Origin of the sequence: Pseudarthrobacter cremeus, from assembly GCF_051857465.1 — a bacterium.
Taxonomy (GTDB): domain Bacteria; phylum Actinomycetota; class Actinomycetes; order Actinomycetales; family Micrococcaceae; genus Arthrobacter.
The window spans coordinates 151,661-163,346 of record NZ_JBPZHC010000003.1 but is presented as its reverse complement, the minus strand read 5'-3'; the positions used below and the strand labels follow the sequence as shown (position 1 = coordinate 163,346).

The following is an 11,686-nucleotide window of genomic DNA, read 5'->3' as shown; positions in this document are numbered from 1 at the left end:
GCGCCAGAGAAGCCCCAGCAGGAGGACCGCCTTGAGCACCACCACCCAACACATCTTCCTCGACAAGCAGCATCCGTCAGTGTGGCGGGCTTTGAACGGGCTGGGGCTCAAGGCCCGGGACGCCGCCGACGAAGCCGGGATCGACCGCAAGACCGTCGAACTGCTCAACGTCCGGACCTCCCAGCTCAACGGCTGCGCATACTGCCTGGACATGCACGTACGGGATGCCATCACGGGCGGTGAGAGCCTTCAGCGGCTTGCTGTCCTGCCCGCGTGGCGGGAGACGTCGCTCTTTACGGATAAGGAGCGGGCAGCCCTCACCTTGGCTGAGGCCATCACAGAGCTTCCGGAGCACCGCATCCTTGAGCACGAGGAGGCCTCTGCGCGGGAACACCTGAGCGCTGAACAGTTTTCTGCAGTCAGCTGGCTGGTCATCACCATGAATGCGTTCAACCGGGTGTCAGTGATCAGCCACCACCCGGTCACCCGGGAGCGCTGAACGCCGCACTGCGACGGCGCGCCGCGGCTGGCATACGCCGGCGTCGCTGTCTGGGAGCGGTTATCCACAGCTAATTCACACTGTTAATAACCGGGCCCCGGAAGGGACTGGACCGGATCGGTACGGTGAGGCCTGCAGCCGGTGCGCGTTCCCTCTGGGTTTCTGAAGTTATGCACATTGTGGATAACTTTCCCAACAGCTGGGGAAAAACGGCCCCTGGGGTGGCGGCTAGCTGTTCTGTCCTTGCGGCCAAATCCCCGAGGAACCGCGGCGGTGGCTGTGCAGGAGATGCGTGTCAACCATGCCGATGGCTTCCATCAGCGCGAACATGGTGGTGGGACCGACAAACGAGAACCCATGCTTCCGCAGTGCCTTGGACAATGCCGCCGATTCAACTGACTGTGTGGGGATGTCCGCGTGGGTGGCGGGTTCCGGCGTGGCCGGTGGCTGGTACTGCCAGACGAAGTCGACGAGGCCACCCTGGTCCCTCAGGGCAATGGTGGCCCGGGCGTTGCCGATTGCCGCCCGGATCTTCAGCCTGTTGCGGACGATGCCCGGATTCTGAAGCAGCCGCTCAACGTCAGCGTCTGTGTAGGCGGCAACAGCATCAGGCTGGAAACTGTGGAATGCCTCGCGGAAGGCAGGGCGCTTGCGCAGGATGGTGGCCCACGAAAGGCCGGCCTGGAATCCTTCCAGGCTGATGCGCTCGTAAAGCCCCTGCTCATCCCTGACGGGGAGTCCCCACTCAGTGTCGTAATACTCGCGCAGCAAGGGGTCGTTTGATGCCCACGGCGGGCGGGCCAGGCCGTCGTCGCCCGTTACTGTACCTTCCATGGGGGCCGCCGTCCTCTGCGTCCTCCGGGCAGGGTCAGGAACGCCAGCGCGTGGTCATCAGGAACCCGACGATGGCGATGCCGAAGCCCGCCATGATGTTCCATGATCCCCACGCCTGGACGGGGAACCGGCCTTCGCTGATGTAAAACGTGATGATCCACAGAAGCCCGATGATCATGAGGCCGAACATGACAGGCTTGAACCAGACCGCGTTGGGCTTATATGCCTGCGCCGCGGAAGCGGGCTGCGTGGCGGTGGAAGTCTTCCTGCGTGGCTTTGACTCGGGCACGTGCTCTCCTTGGCGGACTGGGCAAGCTCGGCCGCGCGGGCTTGATATCCTGCAAGAAGGAAGTTGCCAGCGGTCAGCGCGATCTTGGTCAAATCTGGATTCTTACTAGCAGTCAATTCTAGCCGTAGTTCAGGGCATCCCAACGCCCATCGCGACCGCCCCGACAGGAGAACGCGTGGTATTGCAGGAGAAGGCGAGGCCCGCCACCGTGCCGGCCGCCCGCGCCGCTGTCCTGCGCGGAACTGTCCAGGTGGTCGGCGAACTTCTTATCACCGCGGGCATTATCCTGCTGCTGTTTGTGGCCTGGCAGCTCTGGTGGACCAACGTGGAGTCGGACGCCAGGCAGAGCGCCGTCATCAAGGAATTTGCCCATGAGCTCGGCGGAACCCCTGCACCGCAGCCGGATGCCGCGCCCGGAGCACCCAGCGCCCCTGTCGATTACGGTCCCCCCGCCGTCGCCACCGCCCCAGGCCATGCGGGCACCATCGGCATCATGTACATCCCACGTTTCGGCAACAGCTACACCCGGCCCATCGTGCAGGGAACCACCGGCGACGTGCTGGACACTTTGGGACTGGGCCATTACTCGAATACGGCCATGCCCGGCGCCGTCGGCAACTTCGCCGTGGCCGGTCACCGGCAGACCCACGGCGCCGTGCTGGACAATATCCACACACTGGTGCCGGGCGACAAAATCTTCGTCCAGACCAAGGACGGCTTTTTCATCTACGTCTTCCGAAACAACCAGATAGTGATGCCGTCCCGCACCGACGTCCTGGAACCTGTCCCCTCCCGCCCGGGTGTCACCCCCACTGAAAGCTTCCTCACCATGACCAGCTGCAATCCGCGCTTCGGCGCAGAGGAACGCATCATCGCCTACGCCCTACTGGACAGCTGGCGGCCGGCCTCGGCTGGACCGCCCGCCGAAATCGCGGCCCAGGTTGCGGAAGCAGTAGGGGGAGGCTGAGTATGTACGGCTGGATTTTTCGCCACCTGCCCGGCCCGCTTTGGCTTCGGATCCTCGAGTCCCTGGTGCTCGTGGCGGGCGCCCTGGTCCTCATGGTCCAGTTCCTGTTTCCCTGGATGTCAGATTTCACTCAATTCACCGACTCAACGATTGGTTCCGTAAGTCAGCCATGACCACAACTAAGATCCTGGTCGTAGACAACTACGACAGCTTTGTTTACACCCTGGTGGGCTACCTCCAGGAGCTCGGCGCGGAAACCACGGTTGTCCGCAACGACGACGTGACGCTTGCCGAGGCCATTGAGATGGCCGAAACCCGCGACGGCGTGCTGATCTCCCCCGGCCCAGGCAACCCGGCGGAAGCCGGCGTGTGCATTGACCTGATCAAATGGTGCGGCGAAAACAACAAGCCGATGTTCGGCGTGTGCTTGGGACACCAGGCCCTGGCGGAAGCCTTCGGCGGCAAGGTGACCCACGCCCCGGAACTGATGCACGGCAAGACGTCCCTGGTGGAGCACAACGGCACCAGCGTGTTCGCGGGGCTCCCCTCCCCCCTGACCGCCACGCGCTACCACTCGCTGGCGGCCGTCCGGGAAACCATCCCCGACGTCCTGGAGATCACCGCCGAGACTGCTTCCGGCGTCGTCATGGGCCTCCAGCACCGGACCGCACCCCTGTCCGGCGTGCAGTTCCACCCGGAGTCCGTCCTGACCGAGGGTGGCTACCAGATGCTCGGCAACTGGCTTGAGTCGCTGGGCATGACCGGCGTTGCCGCACGTGCTGCCACGTTGAGTCCGCTCATCCAGCACTGACCGCCCGCCCGCCCGTGGCAAAGCGCAACGCGGGGTCACTCCGCGCCCTCCCGGAAGGGAAATTTGGGCGTGGAGTGACCCCGCGTTGGATTTGGGTGGAGAAGGTCAGCCCTTCTTGGTGGGCGTAGCCGTGGGGGTTGGTGTCGGCGTCGGGGTAGCCACCGGCGGGGGTGGCTCCTTGGCCACCACAATGTTGATTGTTTTACCCTGATCGACGGCGGCGTTTACCGCGTCGCTCTGATCCGTGACCCGTCCGGCCTCGACCTGGGAGTTCTCCACTTCCTGGACGTTGGGGACCAGCCCCAACTCCTTGAGCGCAGCCTCAGCCTCGGCCCGGGTGCGGCCGCGGAGTTCAGGCATGGCCACCTTGCCCGTGGAAATCACAATCTCCACGGTGCTGCCCACCGCAACCAGCTGCCCCGGTGCCGGGCTGGTGGTGATGACCCTGCCCCCCGGGACCGTGGCACTGTTCGCCGTGGTGGTTGACGCGGCGCCCTGCAGTCCGGTCTGGCGCAGGATGTCACGCGCCGCCGCCTCGGTCTGGCCTGGCAGGTTCTCCGGAATTTTCACCGCGCTGGGGCCCTCGGAGATGTTCAGGATGATCTCGGCACTGGGATCAAGCGAGGTTCCGGCCACAGGGTCCGTGCCGATGGCTGTCCCCGCGGGCACGGTCTCGTGTTTGTTGCGTCTGATCTGCGGGCGGAGGTTGGCTCCGTAAAGTTCCTGGAGGGCAGCTGACTCCGTCAGGGCAGCCACCACCGGGACGACCACTTTCGCAGGCGCGGGGGCGGGACGGTTCACGGTGCTGTATACCCAAAAGCCGCCGCCGGCCAGAACCAGGAGGGTGAAGATCACCAGTACCGCTATCCACGTACGACGGCGGGGCTTCTGCCGCGGGCTCCGCTCGCGTTCCGGAGCAAACGCCAGCGGCAGTTCGCCACTGTCCGGGGCCGCCGATTCCCCGGCGGCCATGACGGGAAGTATTGGCAGGTCGGCGCGGGTGTCGTGGGGCGTGTGCTGGCCCGCAGGGGCATCATCAAGGAACGCGGCCCCGGACACGGCCAAGGCCTCCGTCGCCTGCGCGCTTTCCGGTGACGGGACGTGGTGGTGCGGATCGGTGGGTGCCTCACTTGCCGCCAGGGCGGGAACGGGCACTCCTGCCCGGGCCGCGCGCAGCGCGCGGCGGAAGGCAGCGGCATCCTGGAACCGGTCATCCCGGTTCTTCTGCAGGGCCTTGGCCAGGACACTGTCCAGCGCAGGTGATACCTCAGGGTTGAATCTGCTGGCAGGTTCCGGAATCTCCCGGACATGCTGGTACGCAACAGAGACGGGGCTGTCGCCGACGAAGGGCGGGCGGGACGTCAGCATTTCGTACAGCAGGCAGGCCGCGGAGTAGAGATCGCTGCGGGCGTCCACGGTTTCGCCACGAGCCTGCTCCGGCGAGAGGTACTGGGCGGTTCCCACCACGGCCTGGGTTTGGGTCATGGTGGCCGATGAGTCGGCCATGGCCCGCGCAATCCCGAAGTCCATGACCTTCACGGAATTTGAGCCTTCGCAGTACATCACGTTGGCGGGCTTGATGTCGCGGTGGACGATTCCGGCTTTATGGCTGTACTCGAGTGCAGACAGGACGCCCAGGGTGTAGTCGATCGCCTGATCGATGCTGACTTCCTTGGCCCGGATCAGGTCGCGGAGCGTCTTGCCCTCAACAAACTCCATCACGATGTACGGCACACGCACGTTGTCCTCGGAACCGTCGTGAACGGTGTGCTCGCCGGTGTCGTAGATAGCCACGATGGAGGAATGGTTAAGCGCCGCCACAGACTGCGCTTCCCGTTTGAACCGGGCCTGGAACTGGGGATCCCGGGCCATGTCCGGCCGGAGCAGCTTGATGGCCACGGTCCGGCCGAGCCGGGTGTCAACGCCGCTGTGGACATCCGCCATTCCCCCGCGGCCGATCAGGCCGCCGAGTTCGTAGCGTCCGTTCAGGACACGCTGGTTATCCACCGGGAGGCTGTCCTCCCGGTGTGACGGGGTACGGGTTGAGTCATTCATAGGCGATCCTGGCAGCTACGGCTTGCAGGTAGGGGGAGTACCCGGCAGCTCACCGGGGGTGCAGGCTGCCAGGGATGAGTTGGGCGTGGGTGCAGACACGGCCGGCGTTGTGGCCGTCGGGACCGGTGCCGCAGTGGTGGCCGCGGGGGGAGCCACGGCGTAGGTTACGGTCACTTCCGAGCCCTTCGGCACGGTCCCTGTGGGGTTGACCTGCAGCACCGTACCGGCGGTGGCGGTGCTTTGCTGCGGGATGACGCGGACGGACAGGCCCATGGTTTCCAGTGTTGCCTGGACCTGACGGTAGTCCTTGCCCAAGTAGGCCGCCGAGATGATGTCCACGGTGGTGGGCGTTGGCTCAGGAGTCGGCGTGGCGCTTGTCCGGGTGGGTGTGGGGGTTGCGGACGGCGAGGTCCTTGTGGGGCTGGCACTCGTGGACGGCGGGCTGGATGCTGATGAGGTGGTGGTGTCCTTTGCCGGGAAGAGGATTCCCTGTTGGGTCAGGAAGAACCCCACCAGCGCAAACAGGACAAGCAGGATCAGGGCGACCAGCGGCCACGTCCAGGGGCTGCGGCCGCGGCGCTCGGGCTCATCGGCCGGTTCGTCGTCGTACGTTTCCTCTTCCTGGACCCAGCTGCGCTCGGCGGCCAGCGCATCAGCACGCGAAACCGCGCTCCCGTTTCCTGTGGCGGCAGCGGCTCCTGCCGCACCGGCTGCGGCGCCTGCTGCAGCAGCGCCGAGCACCGGCAGCGCAGAAGTCGACGCCGTCGTCCGGTCTTTCTGGCTGATGACACCCGTGGGTGCCGTGGCAATGTCCACCGGTGCCGTGATGGCGCCGGTGTCAGATTCAAACAGGAGCATTCCAGGCACGGCTGCCTGGGCGGCCTTGATATCGCCGTTGCGGATGGCCTCTGCGGCTTCGGCAAGCTTGATGGCGTTGGCCGGGCGGTTCTTGGGATCCTTGGCCAGCATTGACATCAGGAGCGCCCGGACCGGTTTGGGCAGGGTCTCCGAGAGCGGCGGCGGTGCGTCGTTGACCTGGGCCAGGGCAATCGCGATCTGCGATTCACCGGAAAACGGCCGGTGTCCGCTCAGGCATTCGTAGCCGATGACGCCGAGGGAATAGATGTCCGAGGATCCGGTGGCGGTCTGGCCGGTGGCCTGCTCCGGGGCGAGGTACTGGGCGGTGCCCATCACCTGGCCGGTCTGCGTCAGCGGAACCTGGTCTGCGAGGCGGGCGATGCCGAAGTCGGTCACCTTGACACGGCCGTCCGGGGTGATGAGCAGGTTCCCCGGTTTGATGTCACGGTGTACCAGGCCCTGCGCATGGGCGACCGAAAGCGCCCGTGCTGTCTGGGCAATCATGGACAGGGTGCGGTCCGGGGACAGAACCTGTTCGTGTTCGATGATGCTGCTCAGCGGCTGGCCAGGAACGAGCTCCATGACCAGGTAAGCCGAACCCTCTTCCTCGCCGTAGTCAAAGACATTGGCGATGCCCACGTGGTTCAACAGGGCGGTGTGGCGGGCCTCGGCGCGGAACCGCTGGAGGAAGCCGGGGTCGCCGGTGTACTCCTCCTTCAGCACCTTGATGGCCACGATCCGGCCCAGGACAAGGTCTTTGGCCTTCCAGACCTCGCCCATCCCGCCGATCGCGATCCGCGTGGTCAGCTGGAATCTGCCGCCGAGGGTGATTCCCGTTGTTGGCCTCACTTATTCAACACCGCCTCAAAAATCTTCTTCGCGTTCGGACTGGTTAGCTGTGCGCCGGTGGTGATGTCTACGCCCTCCATGACGATCGTGACACCCACCTGCGGGTTGTTCGCCGGGGCAAAGCCGGTAAACCATGAGTTGTTCAGGCCGTTGCCCAGTTCAGCGGTTCCGGTTTTGCCGGCCACCTGCACGCCCTGGACGGCGGCGCCGCGGGCGATGCCCTGGGAGACAGCGCTGGTCATCCATTCGGTGATCTGACGCGCGATGTCCGGCGTGGTGGAGGTCCGCAGCGCTTCAGGCTTGGGCTCATCGATGACCCGGAGGTCCGGGGAGCGCACCGTCTTGACCAGGCTGGGGCTCATCTGGATTCCGCCGTTGGCGATGGCCGCGGTCATCAGCGCGACCTGCAGCGGCGTGGCGCGCACGTCCTTCTGGCCAATCGCTGACTGGGCGAGGCCGGGACCGTCAAGGTCCTTGGGGAAGCCGTTGCCCTTGGCGTACTGGAGCTTCAGCTGGTCGCCCAGGTCCTCACCGAACCCGAATTTCGCCGCCTGCTGGGCAATGGCGTCCCGGCCAAGGTCGAGGGCAATGCTGGCGAACGGCGTATTGCAGGACTGCTGCAGGGCGAAAGCAAAGCTGGCCGTGTCCTGGGTGTAGCAGTTGCCCCCGGCGTAATTGGGCAGCGTGTACTGGATGCCGGGGAAGGGCATGTTGGCCGGATTCGGCAGCACGCTGTCCTTGTTGTACTTCCCGGAGTTGAGGGCGGCGGCGGCGTCGACGAGTTTGAAGACCGACCCCGGCGCAAGCAGCTCACCTGTGGGGCCGCTGACGTTCTGGTTCAGGTTGATTCCGGGGACCTTGACCAGCTCGTTGATGTTGGTGCTCTCGGCTACGGGGTCCTGGGTAGCGATGAGGTTGGGGTTGTAGGACGGCTTGGATGCCATGGCCAGGATGGCACCGGTCTTGGGGTTGGTGACCACAATGGATCCGCGTTGCCCGTCCGGGATGAGGTCGTAGGCGAGCTTCTGGATTTTGGGATCAACGGTCAGTTCCACGGATGCGCCCTTGGGCTGGTTGCCCAGGAAGAGCTGGCCGACCCGGTCCAGGAACTGCTGGTCCGAGCTTCCGGCGAGCTGCTCACGCATGGCCTGCTCCAAACCGGTGGCGCCGTAGTTCTGCGAGAAGTAGCCGGTGAGGCCGGCGTAGAGTTCCGGCTGCGGGTAAGTCCGCTGGAATTTGCACTGTTCGGTGCCTTCGACGGATTCAGCCACGGGCGCCCCGCCCACAATGATGGCACCGCGGTCGTTGCAGTAGTCCTGCAGGATGGCCCGGTTGTTCCAGGCGTTGGCCTTGAGCTCGTCCGCCCCCACCACCTGGACATAACTGAGGGCACCGAAAATGAGCGCGAACATGGCGATCGCGGCGACCCATGAGTTCCTGATTGCCTGGTTCACAGGGGTTTCACCGCCTCGGTTGGTGCTTCCATGGTTTTGGCTTCCGCGCCATCGCCGTCAGGCAGTGGCGTTGTGTCCACAGGCCCGCGGGCGGTGTGGGAAATCATCAGCAGCAGGCCCACGATGATCCAGTTGGCCAGCAGGGAGGATCCGCCGGCCGCCAGGAACGGCGTGGTCAGGCCGGTCAGCGGAATCAGCCGCGTGACACCCCCGATGACCACGAAACACTGCAGTGCCACTGCGAAGGACAGCCCGCAGGCCAGGAGCTTTCCGAAGGCGTCGCGGGTGCCCAGGGCGGCCCGGAAGCCGCGCGTGAACAGCAGCAGGTACATCATGACCACCGCGAAAAGACCGATCAGGCCCAGTTCCTCGCCAAGGGAAGCGATGATCATGTCGCTGTTGGCGAACGGGACGAGGTTGGGCCGGCCCTGGCCGAGGCCGGTGCCCACGAGCCCGCCGTTGGCCATGCCGAACAGGCCCTGGACGATTTGGCCGCTACCGCCGGGCGAGCGGCCGTAGACCTCTTCGGTGAAGGCGTTCAGCCAGCCGTCGATCCGGAGTCCGACGTGGGAGAACACCCGCGACGCGACGAAGCCGCCGCCGAGGATCAGCGCGACGCCGATCACTACCCAGCTGATGCGGCTGGTGGCGACGTAGATCATGACGATGAACAGGCCGAAGAAGAGCACGGACGAGCCGAGGTCGCGCTGGAAGATCAGGACGCCGATGCTGACGAGCCAGGCGGTAATCATGGGTCCCATGTCCTTGAACCGGGGGAACTGCAGCGGGCCGATCTTGCGGCCCGCCAGCAGGATCAGGTCCCGGTTGGAGGATAGATACCCGGCAAAGAATATAGCGAGCGTGATTTTGGCGATCTCACCGGGCTGGAACGTCATGGGGCCTACCCTGACCCAGACGCGGGCGCCAAGGATCTCCCCTGCGGAGATTCCCGGCACGAGGGGAAGGATCAGCAGCAGAGCACTGACGGCCAGCGATATGTAGGTGAATCGGCGGAGGGCACGGTGGTCCTTGAGGAAAAAGATCACGGCAATCGCGACGGCCATGGCTATCAGCGTCCACCGCAGCTGGTTGTTGCCGGTGTCTTCGCCGGGCGCGTCCAGGCGGTGGATCATGGCCAGGCCCAGCCCGTTCAGTGCAACCACCAGTGGAAGTATTACCGGATCAGCATATTTAGCGCGGAGCCTCAGGACCACATGGAAGACAAGGGCGGCCACGGACAGAAGGCTGGACTGGAACCAGAAGTCCGCGTCGAACGCCTTCTCCTGGTCAACGCCCACCATCATGTTGGCGCCGATTCCGACCGCGAGGGCAAGGACCAGCAGCACGAGTTCGACGTTGCGCCGGGGTTTAGGAATGGTGCTGAGCTGGCTCATCGTCCTCCCTCGCAGGTGATGGTCGGGCTGGGTGAGGCCGAGGGGGCCGGCGCCGCGGCGGGGTCGGATGCATTCGGTGAGGGCGGAGGAGCGGCCGCCGGGGCCGCCGGATCAGTTGACGCAGGACCTGAAGCCTGCGTGGTGGGCGAGGGGGTCAGGCATTCATCCGCGGGCGCGATGGTGCCGGTGCCCTCGAGGTTCTTGACGATCCGCTGGGCATCGTACAGGTCGCGGGCCGGAACGGTCTGCCGCACCCGCTGCTGGGAAAAGAGGGGCAATGAATCCATCCGGATCTCTGTCACGGCTTCCAGCGTTGACAGCTGGATTGGCCCCAGCCGCTGCGAAACCCCGTTGTAGATGGCCACCCGGGAATCGTACTCACCGATGTAGTAACGGGTCTGGGTCCACGCATAACCGAGCCAGAGTCCTACGGTCAGCACCAGCAGCACGGCGGCGGCGATGGACAGGGTGACCCACCGGCGGGGTTTGGGGCGCTCCGGGACTTCGTCGTCATCCGAGGCCGGTGTCTCGGCCTTGTGCGTGAGGACGGTTGCAGCCCGCCGGGCCACCGTGCGGCCGGCGATGGTGGGAATGGATCCGGTCTCTGCTGCGGCGGCCGCCGCACCGACCAGTTCGTGGGGGCGCGAAGCCAGTTCCTCGCGCAGGACCTCAGCTGTGAGGTGCTCGCCCAGGTGCGGGTCGGTGGAGGGCTGCTTTTCAGCGTCGGCAGGCTTGGTGCTCCCGGCAGCCTGGCCTTCACTGCCTGCCGGTTCGTCCCGCCGTTCGTCGTGGCCCGCCGGCTTGTCCACGCCGTCCGGATTCTCGAGGCGGGCTGGCTTGGCGGCCGTGGTGGGGGCGGCGGCCGGCGCCGAAGGGATGACGTCGACGGCGGCGGTACTGACGTCGTCGCGCGTTTCCTCAACAATCTCCACCATGACCACGGTGACGTTGTCCGGGGAACCGGCCTCGAGCGTGAGGTCAACCAAGGTCTCAACGCACTCGCGCAGGTCCTTGGTCTCGCGGACTGTCCGCTCCACCACATGCCCGGCAACATAGTTCAGACCATCGGAGCACAGCAGCCAGCGTTCGCCGGGCTTGACGTCAAGGGTGTCCAGATCCAGTTCAGGGCTGGCATCAACATCGCCCAGGACACGCATCAGGACGTTCTTGTGGGGATGGGTTTCGGCTTCTTCGGGCCGGAGCCGGCCTTCATCAATGAGGCGCTGGACGAAGGTGTGGTCCACGCTGACCTGTTCGAACACGCCATCGCGCAGGCGGTAGGCGCGGGAGTCGCCGATATGGGCGAAGTGCAGTTTGCCTTCGGCGAGCAGCAGGGCGGTAACGGTGGTGCCCATGCCCGCGAGCTTGGGGTTGATGTGCACCAGTTCGGACAGGAGCGAGTTGGCGGTCTGGATCTCGTCCGCCAGCATGGTGCCGGCATCGCCCGCGTAATCCCCTTGGTCCAGGTGCAGCATGTCCAAAACGGTGGCAGCCGAGGCGACATCGCCTCCCGCGTGTCCTCCCATGCCGTCCGCGACTACTGCCAGGTGCCGCCCGACGTAGGCGGAGTCGTCGTTCTTTGCGCGGATGCGGCCCACATCCGAACGCGCCGCGTAGCGCATGATGAGGGGCCGCTGGACGGGCTTGGACTCGTCGGCGGGAAGGGCAGCGGCCAT

10 protein-coding genes are annotated in these 11,686 nt (G+C 65.4%); 3 read left to right on the top strand and 7 right to left on the bottom strand.

Annotated features, from left to right (window positions below; translation table 11 throughout):
• Window positions 1-31: 31 nt before the first annotated feature.
• Window positions 32-499 (top strand): carboxymuconolactone decarboxylase family protein, encoded by a 468-nt coding sequence (locus tag ACS5PJ_RS07365; protein WP_439434269.1) that lies wholly within the window; start codon window positions 32-34, stop codon window positions 497-499.
• A gap of 228 nt (window positions 500-727) precedes the next feature.
• Here ACS5PJ_RS07365 and ACS5PJ_RS07360 read toward each other — a convergent pair whose 3' ends face one another.
• Window positions 728-1,333, bottom strand: coding sequence for a DNA-3-methyladenine glycosylase I (locus tag ACS5PJ_RS07360; protein ID WP_439434268.1), 606 nt, complete (start codon window positions 1,331-1,333; stop codon window positions 728-730).
• A gap of 34 nt (window positions 1,334-1,367) precedes the next feature.
• Window positions 1,368-1,622: a cell division protein CrgA gene (locus ACS5PJ_RS07355; protein ID WP_439434267.1), complete on the bottom strand. Its 255-nt coding sequence runs from the start codon at window positions 1,620-1,622 to the stop codon at window positions 1,368-1,370.
• A gap of 175 nt (window positions 1,623-1,797) precedes the next feature.
• Between ACS5PJ_RS07355 and ACS5PJ_RS07350 the strand changes: the two genes are divergently transcribed.
• Together ACS5PJ_RS07350 and ACS5PJ_RS07345 are read left to right on the top strand one after the other, a co-directional pair.
• On the top strand, window positions 1,798-2,589 hold the full coding sequence (locus ACS5PJ_RS07350; protein ID WP_439434266.1) for a class E sortase: 792 nt from the start codon (window positions 1,798-1,800) through the stop codon (window positions 2,587-2,589).
• A 169-nt stretch (window positions 2,590-2,758) separates the two neighbouring features.
• Window positions 2,759-3,400 carry an aminodeoxychorismate/anthranilate synthase component II gene (locus tag ACS5PJ_RS07345; RefSeq protein WP_439434265.1) on the top strand — a complete coding sequence of 214 codons (642 nt, stop codon included), beginning with the start codon at window positions 2,759-2,761 and terminating at the stop codon, window positions 3,398-3,400.
• A 105-nt stretch (window positions 3,401-3,505) separates the two neighbouring features.
• Here the strand turns inward: ACS5PJ_RS07345 and pknB are convergent, their stop codons facing one another.
• Genes pknB through ACS5PJ_RS07320 form a run of 5 tightly spaced genes read right to left on the bottom strand, consistent with a single transcriptional unit; the run spans window position 3,506 to window position 11,686 of the window.
• Window positions 3,506-5,455, bottom strand: a complete 1,950-nt coding sequence (gene pknB, locus ACS5PJ_RS07340) for a Stk1 family PASTA domain-containing Ser/Thr kinase (RefSeq protein WP_439434264.1) — start codon at window positions 5,453-5,455, stop codon at window positions 3,506-3,508.
• Between the two features lie 15 nt (window positions 5,456-5,470).
• Entirely contained in the window at window positions 5,471-7,162 is a 1,692-nt protein-coding gene (locus ACS5PJ_RS07335) for a protein kinase domain-containing protein (protein WP_439434263.1), read from the bottom strand.
• On the bottom strand, window positions 7,159-8,616 hold the full coding sequence (locus ACS5PJ_RS07330; protein WP_439434262.1) for a peptidoglycan D,D-transpeptidase FtsI family protein: 1,458 nt from the start codon (window positions 8,614-8,616) through the stop codon (window positions 7,159-7,161). Before ACS5PJ_RS07330 ends, ACS5PJ_RS07335 begins: the two co-directional genes overlap by 4 nt.
• Window positions 8,613-10,010, bottom strand: a complete 1,398-nt coding sequence (locus ACS5PJ_RS07325) for an FtsW/RodA/SpoVE family cell cycle protein (protein WP_439434261.1) — start codon at window positions 10,008-10,010, stop codon at window positions 8,613-8,615. Before ACS5PJ_RS07325 ends, ACS5PJ_RS07330 begins: the two co-directional genes overlap by 4 nt.
• Complete coding sequence (locus ACS5PJ_RS07320) at window positions 10,007-11,686, bottom strand: PP2C family protein-serine/threonine phosphatase (RefSeq protein WP_439434260.1); 1,680 nt, start codon at window positions 11,684-11,686, stop codon at window positions 10,007-10,009. Before ACS5PJ_RS07320 ends, ACS5PJ_RS07325 begins: the two co-directional genes overlap by 4 nt.

Excerpts from the sequence above, each read along its gene's own strand:
- ACS5PJ_RS07325 (WP_439434261.1), bottom strand. The coding sequence starts at position 10,010 with ATGAGCCAGCTCAGCACCATTCCTAAACCCCGGCGCAACGTCGAACTC.
- ACS5PJ_RS07345 (WP_439434265.1), top strand. The coding sequence starts at position 2,759 with ATGACCACAACTAAGATCCTGGTCGTAGACAACTACGACAGCTTTGTT.
- pknB (WP_439434264.1), bottom strand. The coding sequence starts at position 5,455 with ATGAATGACTCAACCCGTACCCCGTCACACCGGGAGGACAGCCTCCCG.
- ACS5PJ_RS07320 (WP_439434260.1), bottom strand. The coding sequence starts at position 11,686 with ATGGCCGCTGCCCTTCCCGCCGACGAGTCCAAGCCCGTCCAGCGGCCC.
- ACS5PJ_RS07360 (WP_439434268.1), bottom strand. The coding sequence starts at position 1,333 with ATGGAAGGTACAGTAACGGGCGACGACGGCCTGGCCCGCCCGCCGTGG.